This is a genomic window from Lysinibacillus irui, assembly GCF_028877475.1.
Taxonomy (GTDB): Bacteria; Bacillota; Bacilli; order Bacillales_A; family Planococcaceae; genus Lysinibacillus; species Lysinibacillus irui.
Genome location: NZ_CP113527.1, coordinates 2952624 through 2970816, shown reverse-complemented (window position 1 = coordinate 2970816; position 18193 = coordinate 2952624). Strand labels below are relative to the sequence as shown.

Here is an 18193-nt window from a genome sequence, read left to right as displayed (position 1 = left end):
CTTCCGGTAAATCAAGGTTATATAATGCATCGAGACAAACTACAATGAAACATAACGATTATAAAAAAATGAGGTGTACATGTTGTCCGATGATATACTTCGAGTTGTTGATTTGGATAAGGAAAATCGAGGACGAAAAAAATGGAGTAGGAGTATAGTTGTATTTCTTTTATTGATGATGGTTAGTGGGTTTGTGCTGTATTTATGTTGGGATAAAGATGTTGACTTTGAAGCCTACAAAACAGAAGTAGGTAAGACAGCTACCAATAGCTTAGGTCGTTTAACGTTAAATGAAGTGATTATTGATGATAATCAAATTTTGTTAAATGCAACCTTCGAGCCTGTAAAAGAGTTTGCGCCTGATCATCAAGTATTCTTCTTCCCGCAAATACTTGTCAATGGTCAAGATTATATGGTTCGTAATGGTGGACAGTCCATAGCAAAATCTGCACACGTTTATACAATATACAATAGCATTAAAATGGATGATTTTCCGTCTGATGAACAATTAGAATTAGTTATTCGGTATAAAGATTGGAATGTAGAAACACCAATTGACAAGCCGTGGGAATTTCAAATAGAGGCATCTCAGGAACAATTACAAGAAGATCGGCAAGTCTTTTCTATAGGAAAAAAAATCGAGCATGTCGATCAACAGGAAATAACGATTGACAGAGTCGTTTCAACACCTATTTCGACCACAATTTATTTTCAGTCTGAAAAGAGTATAATAAATGACACTTTATACTTTAAAATCCAATCAAAAGCAGGGCAATCGTGGCGCTTTGAAACACCCTATCCATTAAATAAAGAGCGTACAAAGTGGGGGAGCCGTGTGGATGCTCTCTATTTAACAGAGGGGAATTATCAATTAATCCCAGTCGATAAAGAAGGTCAAAAAGTTGGTTCTGCCATTAAAATAAAGGAAGATTAGCCTGTAAGTAAAATTTACAAACTTTTAAAATGAAAGGATCTGCTTTCCATGTAAAATGAAAGAAAAGACAGGGAAAGTAGTTGAGAGTTTGCGAACGCTATGGGAGATATTTTGGGTTTCTTTAAAATTAGGCTGTACCTCGTTTGGAGGGCCAACAGCTCATTTAGGCTATTTTCAACAGGAATATGTGCAAAAAAGGAAATGGCTGTCTGCGCATGACTATAGTCAACTTGTCATATTAAGTCAATTTTTACCTGGTCCCGCATCCAGTCAGGTGGGGATGGGGATCGGTTTAATAAGAGGTGGGCTATTAGGGAGCCTTCTATCATTTGTTGGTTTTACATTACCCTCAGTATTAATACTCATGGTATTTGCTTATCTGTCCATTTTGACAGAACTGAAAATGGATTGGATACATGGTTTGAAGTTAGTGGCAGTGGCGATTGTGGCGCAGGCTATTTTTGATATGAGCAAAAAAATACTTTCTACCACATTGCATTGGTTGATTGCCTTGTTGGCACTTGTAATTGTGTTGACATGGTTGCATCCATTTGCACAAATTACCTCGATAGTAGTAGCTGCCTGTATAGGTTTTCAATATATTAAAAAAGACCATGAGGATCATTCATCCAAAATGGTTCATATACCAATTTCTAAAATAACTGGCATGGTGTTATTAGCACTTTTTTTACTGTTACTGATCGGTCTACCATTCATAAGTGCCATTTGGAATCATGAATGGATCGCTATGATTGAGAAATTTTATACTGCTGGGGCCTTAGTATTTGGTGGTGGTCATGTTGTTTTACCTTTACTGGAAGCACAGTTTGTACAAAGCGGCCAAATTACTACGTCCGATTTTTTAGCTGGCTATGGTATGACACAGGCAGTTCCAGGACCCTTATTTACGTTTGCAGCGTATATAGGTATGGTCATTGCTGGTATTCCAGGAGCAATCATTGCTACTTTAGCGATTTTTCTACCTGCTTTTTTACTAGTCATTGGGACTCTTCCATTTTGGATTAGTTTAAGTCGTATTGCACGGCTCAAAGGGGCAATGGCAGGGGCAAATGCTGCAGTCGTAGGCATTTTAGCTGCTGCATTTATCCATCCAATTGTGACGCAAACCATTGTAAGCGGGTTAGATATTTGTATAGTCGCGGTCTTTATATGGTGTTTAATTCGTTGGAAAATGCAACCCTACATACTGGTGCTCTTAGGTATTATAGTGGGAATTGTTTGTTATACATGAAAAAACTGCACTTTCGATTGTTAGAGTCTAACTAACATTTGAAGTGCAGTTCGTTTTTGTGGAGACCAATCAAATATACATCATCTTAAGAGTGTTGAATTGCAAGCTCTCTAGATGGTTTCATAGCGTTCCTGCTATTGATTCGTTATAATGTAGAAATGGAAAAGACTTAACGAGAAAGAAGGGATGGCTATGGCGCGAGGTGTTTACATTCATATTCCTTTCTGTCATCAAATCTGTAATTACTGTGATTTCAATAAATTTTATTTTAAAAATCAACCAGTGGATGAATATATAGAAGCACTAGGGAAAGAGATGGCCCTAGTAACAAAAAAATATCCTGAGCATTTTCGTAACATCGAAACGATTTTTCTCGGTGGAGGGACACCAACTGCTTTATCTCCAAAACAATTGGACAAACTACTAACGTATATTCATGCGTATATTCCAATGAGTAGTGTGAAAGAATTTACATCAGAGGCCAATCCTGATGAACTGTCTGCAGCAAAATTGCAAGTATTGTTTGATGGTGGTGTTAATCGCCTGAGTATGGGTGTGCAATCATTTGACCAAGGACTGTTACAGAAGATTGGACGCACACATAGTAATGAACATGTCTACGAAACAATCGCTTTGGCAAAACAGCATGGCTTTCACAATATTAGCATTGATTTAATGTATGGGTTGCCTGGGCAAACGATGGCTCAATGGCGGGATTCATTAGAAAAAGCTTTTGCGCTAGATTTACCGCACTTCTCTGCCTATTCCCTTATTGTAGAGCCAAAAACCATTTTCTATAATCAATATGCTAAAGGCAAATTGCATTTACCGACTGAGGATCTTGAAGCGGATATGTATGATGTGCTAATGCAAGAAATGTCTTTACACGGACTTCAACAATACGAAATTAGTAATTTTGCAAAACCAGGTTTTCATTCAGAACATAATAAAATATATTGGGATAATGATGAGTATGCCGGTTTTGGGGCAGGTGCTCATGGGTACCTAGCGGGTATACGCTATTCTAATCATGGTCCATTGAAAAAGTATATGGATGCTGTTTTTGCAGAAGAGCTACCAATTGTACATGAGCATGAGGTAACACAAGCGGAGAAGAGAGAAGAACAAATGTTTTTAGGACTGCGAAAAACAGAGGGCGTTATGCACTCTATATATGAAGAGAAATTTAATGAGCCGATGAATGCACAGTATGAGCAAGTCATCGAAAAGCTAGAATCAGAAGGGCTTTTGGAACATGATGAGAGGGGAATTCGTCTTACGCGCAAAGGACGTTTCGTAGGGAATGAAGTATTTCAACAATTTTTGCTAGAAGATTGAGCGATATCGTTGACATAAAATGTGGGATTTGATAATTTAATAATAGTATTAGCACTCCTCTTAGTCGAGTGCTAACAGAGGTGATAATCATGCTAACAAATCGGCAGTTACAGATATTGCAAGTCATTGTAGACGACTTTATTGTGTCTGCACAGCCGGTAGGTTCTCGCCAAATCTCCAAAAAACAAGGGATTACATTTAGTCCAGCCACTATTCGAAATGAAATGGCGGATTTAGAGGAATTAGGCTTTCTAGAAAAAACTCATACTTCCTCTGGTCGAGTGCCTTCGGAAAAGGGTTACAGATTTTATGTAGATCATTTGTTGAGTCCACAAGGTATTAATTCGAAGGACATACAACAAATCCAATCAATTTTCAATGATCGATTAGTAGAAGTAGAGCATATTATCCGAAAGTCAGCCAATATTTTATCGGAGCTGACATCATATACTTCCATACTTTTAGGACCTGATGTTCAAAGGCATCGTGTCAAACGATTTTCAATTGTGCCTCTTTCGAGCGATACTGCAGTAGCAATTATCGTGACGAACAATGGGCATGTAGAAAATCGCATGTTCAACTTACCGCCTGACTTTACCGCTTCGGATTTAGAGAAAATGGTGAATATCTTAAATGAGCGCTTAATCGGTGTATCATTAGAAGATCTCCATAAAAGACTTGAGGCTGAAGTGCTGGCTGTGCTACAGCAGCATGTTCGATCAGCGGATGATTTTATTCGCGCACTCGTGACAGCCACTATGCAAAATCCAGAAAGTAAAATTTTCTATGGTGGTAAAACGAATATGTTTAACCAACCAGAATTCCATGATTTAAACAAAGTCCGTATGATTTTGGACTTAATGGAGACGACTAGCCAAGTGCAGTCACTTTTTCATCCGAACGAATCAGGTATTCATATTCGGATAGGCTCAGAAAATAAACAATTAGAAATGGAAAATTGCAGTGTCATTACTACTACTTATTCCATTGGTGATGATCAACAGGGAGCCATTGCTATTATTGGCCCAACACGCATGGATTATAAGCGTGTCGTGGCTTTATTAGACGTAATGCGCTTGGATTTAACACAGGCCTTTACGAAGAATCGTAGTGAATGATAATGAGGAGGATTCAAGTGACAGAAACAACTGAAAACAAAGATTTAGTACAAGAAGATGTACAAGCTGAAACGACAGAAGAGGAAGTAGCACAAGCAGAAGTTCAAGAAGAAGTTGAATTATCAATTGAAGAACAGTATGAGGCAAAGCTGGCTGAACTACAAGCCAAGCTTGATGACGAGGAAAACCGTCACCTACGCTTACGCGCTGACTTCGATAATATGCGTCGTCGTAATCAGTTAGACCGTGAGGCTGCTGAAAAATACCGCGCACAAAACTTACTATCTGATTTATTGCCAGTTCTTGATAATTTTGAGCGTGCCTTACAAGTTGAGACAACTTCGGAAGAAGCTGCATCTATTATTAAAGGGATTGAAATGGTGTATCGCTCTTTAATTGAAGCAACAGAAAAAGAAGGTCTGCAAGTTATTAAAGCAGAAGGTGAACCATTTGATCCAAATGTACACCAAGCTGTTATGCAAGAACAAGATAGTGAAAAAGAGACGGGTGTTGTCTTACGCGAGCTGCAAAAAGGGTATATCTTAAAGGATCGTGTGTTACGCCCTACAATGGTATCTGTGAACGAATAGTCCTTGTACTATTTAGTCAATTAAAATCAGTTAAAAACGCATCCCTTGCGTTGAAATAATAGGAGGAAATTTTAATGAGCAAAATTATTGGTATTGACTTAGGAACAACAAACTCTTGCGTTTCTGTACTTGAAGGTGGAGAACCAAAAGTAATTCCAAACCCAGAAGGAAACCGTACTACACCATCTGTTGTTGCCTTTAAAAATGGTGAACGTCAAGTTGGTGAAGTAGCGAAACGTCAATCAGTTACAAACCCTAATACAATCATTTCTATTAAATCAAAAATGGGTACAGCTGAAAAAGTAACAGTGGAAGATAAAGATTATACACCACAAGAAGTATCTGCTATGATTCTTCAATACTTAAAAGGCTACGCGGAAGACTACTTAGGAGAAAAAGTAACAAAAGCTGTTATTACAGTTCCTGCTTACTTTAACGATGCACAACGCCAAGCGACTAAAGATGCTGGTAAAATCGCAGGTCTTGAAGTAGAGCGTATCATTAACGAACCAACTGCTGCTGCACTAGCTTATGGATTAGACAAACAAGATCAAGATCAAAAAGTATTAGTATTTGACCTTGGTGGTGGTACATTTGACGTATCAATCCTTGAATTAGGTGACGGTGTCTTTGAAGTACTAGCAACTGCTGGTGATAACAAGCTAGGTGGAGATGATTTCGATGATGCAATTATCGAATATCTAGTAGCAGAATTCAAAAAAGAAAATGGTATTGATTTATCAAAAGATAAAATGGCTATGCAACGTCTTAAAGACGCAGCTGAAAAAGCGAAAAAAGATTTATCTGGTGTAACATCAACGCAAATCTCTTTACCGTTCATTACAGCGGGTGAAGCAGGACCTTTACACTTAGAAATCTCTTTAACTCGTGCAAAATTCGATGAAATTACATTACCATTAGTAAACCGTACAGTAGGACCAGTGCGCCAAGCATTATCTGATGCAGGTCTTTCAACTTCAGAAATCGACCAAGTTATTTTAGTTGGTGGTTCAACACGTATTCCAGCAGTACAAGAAGCAGTACGTAAAGAAACTGGTAAAGAACCTCACCGTGGTGTTAACCCAGACGAAGTTGTTGCAATGGGTGCTGCAGTACAAGGTGGCGTACTAACAGGTGATGTAAAAGACGTAGTATTACTTGACGTAACACCACTTTCACTTGGTATTGAAACAATGGGTGGTGTGTTCACGAAGTTAATTGATCGTAACACAACAATCCCTACATCAAAATCACAAGTATTCTCTACAGCAGCAGATAACCAACCAGCAGTAGATATCCATGTTCTACAAGGTGAGCGTTCAATGGCAGCTGACAATAAAACATTAGGTCGCTTCCAATTAGCAGACATTCCACCAGCACCACGTGGTGTACCTCAAATCGAAGTAACATTCGATATTGATAAAAACGGTATCGTATCTGTAAAAGCGAAAGACCTTGGTACAAACAAAGAGCAAACAATTGTAATCCAATCTGATTCCGGATTATCAGACGAAGAAATTGAGCGTATGGTAAAAGACGCAGAGGCGAATGCTGAGGCAGATGCTAAACGTAAAGAAGAAGCAGACCTACGCAATGAAGCTGATCAATTAGTATTCCAAGTGGATAAAACAATTGCTGACTTAGGTGAGCAAATTACAGAAGACGAGAAAAAATCAGTTGAAGATGCTCGTGATGAATTGAAAAAAGCACTTGAAGCTGGTGAATTAGAAGGCATTAAAGCAGCGAAAGAAAAATTAGAAGGCGTATTACAACCATTAGTAATGAAAGTTTACGAACAAGCAGCAGCAGCTGCTCAAGCAGCTCAAGGTGGCGAAGCAGGAGCAGACACTGGTGCAGGTAAAAAAGATGACGGTGTTGTAGATGCTGAATTCGAAGAAGTAAAAGACGATAAATAAGAGTTAACACAGTTAAGTGAAAAGCCAAAGACCGCTTGCGGCTTTGGCTTTTGTCATGATGTGAGAACACTTCACGTGAATGGCACCATTTATGGAATAGCTGCATACGTTAGCTGCTAGGAAGTAAAAAAACTCTATATTATAAGACAATTAGTTCGAAAAAAAGAGGCAGTTTTATCAACTGCATGTTACAATAGATTTTATGCAAACAGAGCGGAGTGTGAATCATGGAGAAACGCGATTATTACGAGGTGCTTGGTTTAACAAAATCGGCTTCAAAAGATGAGATTAAAAAAGCATACCGTAAATTATCAAAACAATATCACCCTGACCTTAATAAAGAGCCAGGTGCAGATGAAAAATTCAAAGAAATCGCTGAAGCATATGAAGTATTAAGTGATGACCAGAAAAAAGCTCGTTACGACCAATTTGGTCATGAAGATCCGAATGCAGGCTTTGGTGGTGGCTTCGGAGGCGGTGGCTTTGGCGGCTTCGAGGATATTTTCAGCTCATTCTTTGGCGGTGGAGGTCGCCGTCAAGACCCAAATGCGCCACGCAAAGGTGATGACCTGCAATATCGCATGAACATAAAATTTGAAGAAGCTATTTTTGGGAAAGAAACAGAAATAGAAATCCCGAAAGATGAAACGTGTGAAACATGTCATGGTTCAGGAGCTAAACCAGGTACACAGCCTGAAACATGTTCAACATGTAATGGTGCTGGACAAATCAATCAAGCAGTAGATACACCATTTGGTCGTATGATGAACCGTCGTACATGTTCAACTTGTCATGGTACAGGTAAAATCATAAAAGAAAAATGTTCAACTTGTCGTGGAGAAGGAAAAGTCCAAAAACGCAAAAAAATTAAAGTGACGATTCCAGCTGGTGTTGATGATGGTCAACAAATTCGTGTATCTGGTCAAGGTGAACCAGGTATAAATGGTGGACCTGCAGGGGATTTATATATTATGTTCCGTGTCCAAGGTCACAATGAATTTGAACGTGATGGGGACGATATTTACTTCGAGCTAAAATTAACATTCCCACAAGCAGCACTAGGGGACGAAATTGAAGTGCCAACAGTTCATGGTAAAGTTAAATTACGTATCCCAGCTGGTACACAGTCAGGCGCTCAATTCCGTCTAAAAGATAAAGGTGTTAAAAATGTTCATGGCTATGGTATGGGTAATCAATACGTAACGGTGAAAGTCATGACACCAGAAAAATTAACGGAGAGACAAAAGCAATTACTACGAGAATTTGCAGAAATTAGTGGCGATATTCCTGAAGAACAGGGTAGTTCACTATTTGATAAAATTAAGAAAAAATTCCAAGGTGAATAATTAGAGGAGCTGAAGAGCTACGTGAAGTGGTCAGAATTATCCATTCATACAAAAAATGAAGCGGTAGAAGCAATTTCGAATATTTTGCATGAAGCAGGTGCAAGTGGTGTTGTCATCGAAGATTCTGCAGAATTTGCGAAGCCACGTGAGGATCAATATGGTGAAATTTACGCGCTAAATGAAGAGGATTTTCCGAAAGATGGCGTGATTGTCAAAGCTTATTTATCGGAGTCTAGCTTTTTAAATGAAACTGTCGAAGAAATTAAAGCAGCTATCACAAATTTAACAAACTTTAACATCGATATCGGTGAAAATGTAGTATCCATTGTTGAAGTCAACGAAGAAGATTGGGCAACTGCCTGGAAGCAATACTACCATCCTGTCAAAATTTCTGAACGCTTTACTATCGTACCAACATGGGAAGATTATACGCCTGTTTCTACAGATGAATTGATTATTGAGTTAGATCCTGGCATGGCGTTCGGTACAGGTACACACCCTACTACAGTGATGTGTTTACAAGGACTTGAAAAAGTCATTAAAGAAGGGGATACAGTAGTCGATATTGGAACAGGATCAGGTGTATTATCTATTGGAGCAGCATTACTTGGTGCCAAAAGTGTGCATGCTCTCGATTTAGACGAGGTAGCTGTACGCTCAGCACAAGAAAATGTTGCCTTAAATAAAGTAGAAGATAAAGTAGCGGTATTCCATGGGAACTTATTAGATACAGTAAAAGAACCAGCAGATGTGGTTGTAGCTAATATTTTGGCAGAGATCATTATGTCCTTCACAGACGACGCTTATACAATTGTGAAACCAGGTGGATTATATGTCACTTCAGGCATCATCGGGGCAAAACGTGATGATGTAAAAGCAGCACTTGAAGCTTCAGGCTTCGTTATTGAAGAAGTATTATTGATGGAAGATTGGGTCGCTATTATTGCCCGTCGACCACTATAACATGATTGAAGAAGCGCCAAATCGTGAGCCGTGTGCTTGTGATTTGGCGTTTTCTCTACCAGTAGTAGAAAGGACTGTGTAGCATGCAACGTTATTTTATTGAGACAGCCATAGAAAATGCACGTATTAGTGGAGAAGATGCACGCCATATTGAGCGAGTGATGCGTATGAAACAGGGCGACAAAATCGTTGTTGTTGCACAAAATACAGCTCATATTTGTACAATTGAAGGGTTTGATAATGATGAAATCGTAATTGAAGCGACAGGTCAAACGATTCCTTCACCAGAGCTACCGATTCAAGTAACAGTAGCTTGTGGCTTGCCAAAGGGCGATAAGCTAGAGCTGATTACGCAAAAAGCAACAGAGCTCGGAATGTTTGCTTTATTACCATTTGAAGCCGAGCGTTCCATTGTGAAATGGGACAAGAAAAAAGGAGCAAAAAAGCAGGAACGATTACAAAAGATTGCTAAAGAGGCAGCTGAACAAGCTCATCGTACACATATTCCAGTAGTTTTTGAACCAATTGGATTTAAGCAACTGTTACAACAAATAGACCTTTTTGATGCCGTTTTTATCGCAGATGAAGAAGATGCCAAGGCTGATGAGCGGACAAGATTTGCGGACAAGCTAAAAAATGTCGATGATAAGAAATCAAAATCAATGTTGATTATTTTTGGGCCAGAGGGAGGCATCTCTCGTCATGAGTCTGAAGCTCTAATACAAGCAGGTGCTCAAACGATGTCATTAGGGCCAAGAATTTTACGTGCAGAAACAGCGCCACTATATGCGTTGTCTGCCATATCCTATGAATTCGAATAACAGTAATGTACAACTAACTATCAACAAGACCTAGAAAAAGCCACTTAAAAATTATTTTAAGTGGCTTTTTATTTAATTAGTATTTGAAGCGGATCGGTGTTAAATCCGTGCTATAAGTGGATTTATACATCTATGATTAAAGATATGTATCATTACTAATACATAAAGGATAGTCAAAGTCACCCCGGAAAATCACAGGCTCAAACATTCCAAATAAAATATGTAAGTGAACAAGTTCATTGTCCATACATAGATTTAATTGCGACATATTCTAGCGATAGAGAGCTCACTAATACTATAAATGAAATGAGGGGATTTTTTGAGTGAACAATTTATTAATCAGATTCAACCTTGTCCAGTAACATCTACTGAACAAATACCGTTAACGAATGAGATTACGCCGCTAGTCACTACACCGCTTACGACGCCAACTATTAAAATTCCAGTTGTACTGGCAGAACCAACACTGCAAATCGTTGTCGAGTCGGATATTACGCTTAGTCCTGCAGCAACAGAAATCAAACGAGTGAAAAAGCATGTCTTTCTAAATCAAGTGAAACTGGTACCGGTTAGCTTTGCACGGATTGCTGGCACGGATTTCTTTAGAGTAACACGAGCTAAATTATTTGTAGCAGGACATATTCGGAAAAATATTGAATATGCTTCATCAGCATGTAATGGAGCACTTCAGGATAGAATTGCTGATGTTCCGTTTTCAGGTTTTACAGAACTATTTTTCCCACAAGCAACTGGTGGCGCTACTCCAATCTTAGGTATTTCCGAGTTTGCGGAGGCAAACTTCCTTAATGAAAGAACGCAAATGGATGCTCGATTAGATAAGGCTTTCTTCCAAAATCTCGTTAAATACAATGAACAACCATTTGGTGAATTAGTAGCAGCCAACTTCTTTGAACTTGATTTTTCACCGATTATGGCAGCTCCTGAAGAAGCATTCAGCACATTACGTGAAAAAATTGTATTAGAACTTACTGTAAAAGTATTGCAAGTTCAACAAATCCGTTTGGGCGCTGGAAGTAGTGTAGTAACACCTGTTCTTCCAGGGCTTACTCCACCAGCAACACCAATTGTCCCTGAAATTATTCCTCCTACTGAGTCTTGTTAATATTTTTATGTAGTGGAGCAGATATGGTAACAATAAAGCTAATATAAAATCAAATATGTTGTCAGGCAGTTGAAAGTTCACTTTACTTGAACTTTTAACTGTCTTTTTTGCAATATAAAAGAACATGTACAATCATATCTCATGGAGGGGACTGTGACAAAAGTAGAAATAATGCATAATATGAATTGTAATTAGTATTGTAAGTTTCCGATCATATAACATGTTTTAAAGGAATTAATATCATCGCAACTGATAACAAAAAAAGTTTGTTTATTGTTGTGCTTTTTTTGTCAAATCATTATTTGGGAGTGAACGAATGGCAACTCCATGGATTAACTTTAGAGAGATGAAGGAAATATCCTCTAAACAAAATAAATATAGTGAGTGGACGTATCAGACTAAAATAGATCACGAATCACCATTAGAACCTACTTATAACGGAGATACTAATGCATTTGATGAAATAGGGGATATATCAATACTTGCAGAGGAATCCACTTTAACAGACCATGTAATCTCTAATGAAGAGCTACCCATACTTACTGATACGATTATTGAGGAAGAACACGAACATCATCCAAATTTTGAGCACTTCAGGGAGGATGCTAGCTTAGCTGAACAATTAGCATCTAATGAAGAGCTACCAATAGATAAAGAAACAAATGTTGCGCAAGAAAAAGACCATCCCCTAGCTATCAGTGAGAGCCACACAGAAGTGATCTTAACGGAACAATTAGCTAACCATGAAGAGCAATTCATATATATAGACGACCATCTCCAAGCGAACGATGGAAGTCTCCCGGAGGAACTGACAATAACCGAGCAACTAATCATCCATGAAGAACAACCTCTATTTACAGAAACCAATTCTGAGGAAGAATACGACCACCCCTCACATATCGAGAAGTGTCTACCGGAGGAACCAACCATATCAGAGCAACTCACCTCCAATGAAGGGCTTCACATACCTATCGAACCGATAGTAGAGGAGAACAACGAACAATTTCAACATATCGATGCGGACCATGTCGAGGATTTAATTAAAGATCAGATAGCCTCCAATCAAGAACTAGCAAGTCCTACAGAATCAAATGATACGGAAGAAAATGACTATCTACCAAATAGTAATGAGAACGTGTCTGAAGAACAAGGTTTAACAACTCAAGCAGACAGTAATCTAAAATTCCCCAATAAAGCTCTTCCTGAGGTTGAACATAATATACATATAGATGACATAGAAAAATTAAAGTCAAACAATCCACCAGATCTTGATAAGGCGAGTCCAACCTCTAAACAAGGGGAAGTATACACCACAACCAAAAAAAGTCCCTTTTCCACCTTTGTAGAAATTACCGATTTTCTTCATGCTCCTATTTATGGTGAAAATGTTCAACAGTTTACATTTGAATTTCTTGATTTACAAGACGATCTAACACCTCAACTTGAAACTAAGTTATTCCACACGATTAGGGATTACCCTGAACAACCTAATTATCGTTTGGTTCGCTCCAACATTAATCAAATGATTTCTTTAATAAGGACTGATAAAAATGATAAAAAAAATAAGTATCGTCATCCGTGTAAATCAGGAGTAGTTCCCTTACATAACTCGCAAACAATTCACAAAGGAGAAACTAACTCTTATTCCTCTGATTCTTTTATACATATACGAGTTCCTGTTGTGCTAGGGGAATACAAAATAGAAATATGTATGGAGGAATATATAGCTTTTGATGAAGGTATTAAAGAAGTTAAAGAGATCACAAATGAGGTGCTACTGTCCGATTATAGATTTGTACCTATTTATAAATCTCAGACATCAGATAATGGAACATGTACGGTATTAAAGGGGAATTTATTTATAGAAGGTTATATACAGCACAATATTGAGTATACAGTGTCTAATAAGCCCATTGAGACAGACATTCATCCCAATCAATTGTGTCAAAATATAGTATTAGAATTAGTTATCCATATGCTACAAGTCCAAAAAATTAAAGTCTTATTTGACGGGGAAGGTTTTGGAGGATTATAGAAATTTATCGCTCAACTCAAATAAAATGAATGAAAAACTAATATATACGTCTATGTATAGATTTAATTGCCACATATTCTAGCGATAGGAGAGCTCTCTAATACTAAAAAAATGAAATGAGGGAAATTTTTTGAGCGATCAATTAGAAAGTCAATTTCAACCTTGTCCTGTAACATCAACTGAACAAATTCCATTAACGAATGAGATTACACCCGTAGTCACTACACCAGTTACAACACCAACTATTAAAGTTCCGGTTGTACTGGCAGAACCAACATTGCAAATTGTTGTCGAGTCGGATATTACACTTAGCCCTGCTGCAACAGAAATCAAACGAGTGAAAAAGAATGTCTTCTTAAATCAAGTAAAACTAGTACCAGTTAGCTTTGCTCGTATTGCTGGCACTGATTTCTTTAGAGTAACAAGAGCTAAATTATTTGTAGCAGGACATATTCGGAAAAATATTGAATATGCTTCATCAGCATGTAATGGAGCACTTCGAGACAGAATTGCAGACGTACCGTTTTCAGGTTTTACAGACCTTATTTTCCCACAAGCACCTGGTGGAGCTACACCAATCCTAGGCATTTCCGAGTTTGCGGAAGCGAACTTCCTTAATGAAAGAACGCAAATGGATGCACGATTAGATAAGGCATTCTTCCAAAATCTCGTTAAATACAATGAACAACCATTTGGTGAGTTAGTAGCAGCAAACTTCTTCGAACTTGATTTTTCACCAATTATGGCAGCTCCTGAAGGAACATTCAGCACATTACGTGAAAAAATTGTCTTAGAACTTACTGTAAAAGTATTGCAAGTTCAGCAAATTCGTCTTGGTGCTGGCAGCAGTGTAATAACGCCAGTTCTCTTAGGACTTACACCTCCTCCTAGTCCTTGATCATTGCTAGATTAGAGGAAAGCAGAACGACTTATAATATACTAACAAAGCTAGTAGTACAAACAGATATTTGTTTGTACTACTAATTTTCTGATTGTAGGATAGATCAATAAAAGTGTATTTAGTTGGACTAATAATAGAGTATAAAATTGAATTTGAGGATATATGAATCGATGTTTACTTTTGGTAATCTTTCGAAGCAATTAATGTACAATATGATTTGTCCTTAATGATATTTGAATGAATAGCAATAGAATGATATCCATTCAATGAAAAAAGGGTGCCTATAAAAATTGGCAACCCCTTTTTTTCAATATTAATTAACTGTTTCTAAAACACGTACAAATTGTCCTTTTGAGTGAGGGTAGCCTGCTTGTGTAATTTTTACTTTTACAAGTTGTCCGATTAGATTTTCTGGACCCTCAAAAACTACTTTTAAGTAGTTGTCTGTATAGCCTGTTAGAAGGCCTTCTTCTTTACTGCCATCATGCACAAATTCTTCAGGAATAACTTCTAGCACTTGATCTTCAAAACGAGAAGCATACTCTTTTGCTAGTTGATCGTTTAAAGCGATGAGTCGATGGACACGTTCATTTTTAATGTCTTCATCAATTTGATCTTCCATACGTGCAGCTGGAGTTCCTGTACGAGGAGAGAATGGGAAAACGTGTAGCTCAGAGAATTTATGATCACGGATAAAGTTATATGTGTCCATAAACTCTTCTTCTGTCTCGCCAGGGAACCCAACGATTACATCGGAAGTAACAGCTAAATCAGGTAGAGCCTCATGTAATTTTGTTAAGCGCTCACCAAAGAATTCCATTGTATATTTACGACGCATACGTTTTAATACTGTATCAGAACCAGATTGAATCGGAATATGTAAATGATTCACGACAATCTTTGATTCACGTAGTACTTCAATTACTTCATCCGTTAATTGACTAGCCTCAATAGATGAAATACGAAGACGCTTTAAGCCTTTCACATTAGCTTCTAAATCACGTAGTAATTGAGCAAGATTATAATCTTTTAAATCTTGTCCATAGCCACCTGTATGAATACCGGTTAAGACAATTTCAAGATAACCAGCGTCAACTAATTGCTGTGCTTGATGTAATACTTCTTGTGGGTCACGAGAACGCATTAAGCCGCGCGCCCAAGGAATAATACAAAATGTACAGAAATTGTTACAGCCTTCTTGGATTTTTAATGAAGCACGTGTACGGTCTGTAAATGTAGGTACATCCAATTCTTCGTATACACGGTTTTTCATAATATTACGTACAGCATTAATCGGTTGACGTTCCGCACGATATTGTTCAATATAACCAAGTAATTTCGTACGATCTTGTGTTCCGACAACGATATCGACACCAGGGATAGCCATAATTTCTGCAGGGGATGTTTGAGCATAGCATCCTGTTACACAAATAACTGCATCCGGATTTTGGCGGATTGCTCGACGAATAACCTGACGAGATTTTTTATCTCCAGTATTCGTAACTGTACATGTATTAATGACGTAAACGTCTGCCTGTTGATCAAATTCTGTACGATCATAGCCTTCTTCTTTAAACAGCTGCCAAATTGCCTCTGTTTCGTAATGATTTACTTTACAACCTAGAGTATGGAAACTCACGATTTTTGATCGCTCGTTACTCATAATATATATCATCCTTTCAATTCACATTACCTTGTGTTTGCAACATTTAAATAGTTTTTTGGTGTACATATTTTAGATACGTGATTTATGATAACATAAACCTTATGAAATCAGTACATATAAGATTTTTTTGTGAAATAATTAAGTGATTTGCTTCAATATAGTCTTCTGATAACTTCTGTGTTCTTAAAAGTTTACATTTCAGCTTTTATTATATAGAAAGAAATTAGACGCCAACGTGAAAAAATGATATGATTCGAAGAGGTACGTACATCTTGCTTAGTGAAGGAGCGTTTAACAATGGAACAAAATTTTGCGCGTATGATTGATCATACATTATTAAAGGCTGAGGCAACAAAAGAACAAATTGAAACATTATGTGCAGAGGCTAAACAATTTAATTTTGCTTCTGTTTGTGTAAATCCAACGTGGGTTAAACACAGCAGCGAGCTATTACAAGGTTCAGACGTTTTAGTTTGTACCGTTATTGGTTTCCCATTAGGTGCTAATACACCAGCTGTTAAAGCATTTGAAGTAAAAGATGCAATTGCAAACGGTGCAAAAGAAGTAGATATGGTTATTAATATCGGCGCATTAAAGGATAAGAACTACGAACTGGTACAAGCTGATATTGCGGCAGTAGTGGAAGCAGCAAAAGGTCATGCACTTGTAAAAGTGATTATTGAAACTTGTTTATTAACAGATGAAGAAAAAGTGAAAGCATGTGAACTAGCGGTAGCTGCGGGTGCTGACTATGTGAAAACATCTACAGGTTTCTCTACTGGTGGCGCAACAGCAGAAGATATTGCGCTTATGCGTAAAACAGTAGGTCCTGAACTGGGCGTTAAAGCTTCAGGTGGTGTTCGTAGCTTAGAAGACATGAAAAAAATGGTGGAAGCTGGTGCTACGCGTATTGGGGCAAGCTCTGGTGTGGCCATTATGAACGGTTTAATTGCTGATTCTAACTATTAAAATTCGTATATCGATTGGCCACAAGCTAATACAATTTATTGTAGGAGCTTGTGGCTTCTTTGTGTGCAATTAGAATAATATTTTTTTCTTCACATATACTCCACTGATGAATGTGAATCAGGAAGGAGGATGCCATGTTTACACAGTATAAGTATTGGAAGCCTTATATTAGCCCCTTTGATCCCTGTAAGCCCATAGAAGTAAAGTATTATTCAACGCCACCACAACTATATATGGGTTTTCAACCACCCGGACTACCACAATTCCAAACCCCAAGGGAAGCTTTAATGGCTGGAACACTATGGCCCCAATTATTTAGCCCATACCCAATTCCCCTAAAAAGGAGGGATGAAGCATGACTAAAAAGATGCCACCAGAATTTTATAAACAATTAGAAGAAATTCAGGCAATTGATTTCGTCATCGTTGAATTAAACCTCTATTTAGACACCCATCCACACGATTATGATGCCATTCAGCAATTTAATGAAAATACAGAGAAAAGTATGAAGCTCAAAATTGATTTTGAACAAAAATATGGACCGCTCATGAATTTTGGGAGAAGTTATTCGAATTATCCTTTTAACTGGATTGATACACCATGGCCATGGCAAGTCTAATCTAAAGACTAGGAGGAATAATCTTTGTGGTATTACGAAAAAAAGCTCCAGTATCCGGTGAAAGTTAGTACATGTAATCCAATGCTTGCTAAGTTTTTAATAGAGCAATATGGAGGAGCAGATGGGGAACTGGCAGCGGCCCTTCGCTATATGAACCAGCGCTATACCATTCCAGACAAAGTGGTAGGGCTCTTAACCGATATAGCGACTGAGGAATTTTCTCATTTAGAAATGATTGCTACGATGATTTATAAGCTAACAAAAGACGCTACGCCAGAAATGCTAAAGGAAGCGGGTCTAGGGGATCATTACGTGAATCATGATAAAGCATTATTTTATCAGAATGCTTCAGGAGTACCATTTACAGCAACCTATATTCAGGCTAAGGGAGATCCTATTGCGGATTTGTATGAGGATATTGCGGCTGAAGAAAAAGCGCGTGCCACATATCAATGGATTATCGATTTATCAGATGATACGGATTTAAATGATAGCTTGAAGTTTTTACGTGAACGTGAGGTTGTCCATTCCCAGCGTTTTAGAGAGGCAGTAGAAATTTTAAAAGATGACAGAAATCAGAAGAAAATTTTCTAAGACAAAAA

At 37.9% G+C, this 18193-nt stretch carries 17 protein-coding genes; 16 read left to right on the top strand and 1 reads right to left on the bottom strand.

Annotated elements, in window-relative coordinates; translation table 11 throughout:
- Positions 1 to 79: 79 nt before the first annotated feature.
- The 12 genes from OU989_RS15030 (at position 80) to OU989_RS14975 (ending at position 14334) form a co-directional block, all read left to right on the top strand.
- Entirely contained in the window at positions 80 to 934 is an 855-nt protein-coding gene (locus OU989_RS15030; RefSeq protein WP_274793823.1) for a DUF4179 domain-containing protein, read from the top strand.
- 55 nt (positions 935 to 989) lie between these two features.
- On the top strand, positions 990 to 2186 hold the full coding sequence (gene chrA / locus OU989_RS15025) for a chromate efflux transporter (RefSeq protein ID WP_274793822.1): 1197 nt from the start codon (positions 990 to 992) through the stop codon (positions 2184 to 2186).
- A 192-nt stretch (positions 2187 to 2378) separates the two neighbouring features.
- Positions 2379 to 3524 (top strand): radical SAM family heme chaperone HemW, encoded by a 1146-nt coding sequence (gene hemW, locus OU989_RS15020; RefSeq protein WP_274793821.1) that lies wholly within the window; start codon positions 2379 to 2381, stop codon positions 3522 to 3524.
- An 89-nt stretch (positions 3525 to 3613) separates the two neighbouring features.
- Positions 3614 to 4642: a heat-inducible transcriptional repressor HrcA gene (gene hrcA / locus OU989_RS15015; protein ID WP_274793820.1), complete on the top strand. Its 1029-nt coding sequence runs from the start codon at positions 3614 to 3616 to the stop codon at positions 4640 to 4642.
- A 17-nt stretch (positions 4643 to 4659) separates the two neighbouring features.
- A complete protein-coding gene (gene grpE, locus OU989_RS15010; protein ID WP_274793819.1) occupies positions 4660 to 5232 on the top strand; it encodes a nucleotide exchange factor GrpE in 573 nt (190 codons plus the stop codon).
- Between the two features lie 74 nt (positions 5233 to 5306).
- The gene (gene dnaK / locus OU989_RS15005) at positions 5307 to 7148 is read left to right on the top strand and encodes a molecular chaperone DnaK (RefSeq protein ID WP_274793818.1); all 1842 of its coding nucleotides are present in this window, start codon (positions 5307 to 5309) and stop codon (positions 7146 to 7148) included.
- Between the two features lie 227 nt (positions 7149 to 7375).
- Positions 7376 to 8494 (top strand): molecular chaperone DnaJ, encoded by a 1119-nt coding sequence (gene dnaJ / locus OU989_RS15000; RefSeq protein ID WP_274793817.1) that lies wholly within the window; start codon positions 7376 to 7378, stop codon positions 8492 to 8494.
- A 21-nt stretch (positions 8495 to 8515) separates the two neighbouring features.
- Positions 8516 to 9457 (top strand): 50S ribosomal protein L11 methyltransferase, encoded by a 942-nt coding sequence (gene prmA / locus OU989_RS14995; RefSeq protein WP_274793816.1) that lies wholly within the window; start codon positions 8516 to 8518, stop codon positions 9455 to 9457.
- A gap of 83 nt (positions 9458 to 9540) precedes the next feature.
- Complete coding sequence (locus OU989_RS14990; protein WP_274793815.1) at positions 9541 to 10278, top strand: 16S rRNA (uracil(1498)-N(3))-methyltransferase; 738 nt, start codon at positions 9541 to 9543, stop codon at positions 10276 to 10278.
- A 319-nt stretch (positions 10279 to 10597) separates the two neighbouring features.
- Entirely contained in the window at positions 10598 to 11401 is an 804-nt protein-coding gene (locus OU989_RS14985; protein ID WP_274793814.1) for a CsxC family protein, read from the top strand.
- A gap of 316 nt (positions 11402 to 11717) precedes the next feature.
- A complete protein-coding gene (locus OU989_RS14980) occupies positions 11718 to 13436 on the top strand; it encodes a BC_2427 family protein (RefSeq protein WP_274793813.1) in 1719 nt (572 codons plus the stop codon).
- Between the two features lie 130 nt (positions 13437 to 13566).
- Positions 13567 to 14334, top strand: coding sequence for a CsxC family protein (locus OU989_RS14975; protein WP_274793812.1), 768 nt, complete (start codon positions 13567 to 13569; stop codon positions 14332 to 14334).
- A gap of 316 nt (positions 14335 to 14650) precedes the next feature.
- Here OU989_RS14975 and mtaB read toward each other — a convergent pair whose 3' ends face one another.
- Positions 14651 to 16000, bottom strand: coding sequence for a tRNA (N(6)-L-threonylcarbamoyladenosine(37)-C(2))-methylthiotransferase MtaB (gene mtaB, locus OU989_RS14970; protein WP_274793811.1), 1350 nt, complete (start codon positions 15998 to 16000; stop codon positions 14651 to 14653).
- A 300-nt stretch (positions 16001 to 16300) separates the two neighbouring features.
- Here mtaB and deoC point away from each other — a divergent pair, with 300 nt between their 5' ends.
- From deoC to OU989_RS14950, 4 genes are all read left to right on the top strand, one after another.
- The gene (gene deoC / locus OU989_RS14965) at positions 16301 to 16972 is read left to right on the top strand and encodes a deoxyribose-phosphate aldolase (protein ID WP_274793810.1); all 672 of its coding nucleotides are present in this window, start codon (positions 16301 to 16303) and stop codon (positions 16970 to 16972) included.
- A gap of 134 nt (positions 16973 to 17106) precedes the next feature.
- Entirely contained in the window at positions 17107 to 17331 is a 225-nt protein-coding gene (locus OU989_RS14960; protein ID WP_274793809.1) for a spore coat associated protein CotJA, read from the top strand.
- Positions 17328 to 17591, top strand: a complete 264-nt coding sequence (locus tag OU989_RS14955) for a spore coat protein CotJB (protein ID WP_016994107.1) — start codon at positions 17328 to 17330, stop codon at positions 17589 to 17591. Before OU989_RS14960 ends, OU989_RS14955 begins: the two co-directional genes overlap by 4 nt.
- 24 nt (positions 17592 to 17615) lie before the next feature.
- Positions 17616 to 18185 (top strand): manganese catalase family protein, encoded by a 570-nt coding sequence (locus OU989_RS14950; protein ID WP_274793808.1) that lies wholly within the window; start codon positions 17616 to 17618, stop codon positions 18183 to 18185.
- Positions 18186 to 18193: the final 8 nt, after the last annotated feature.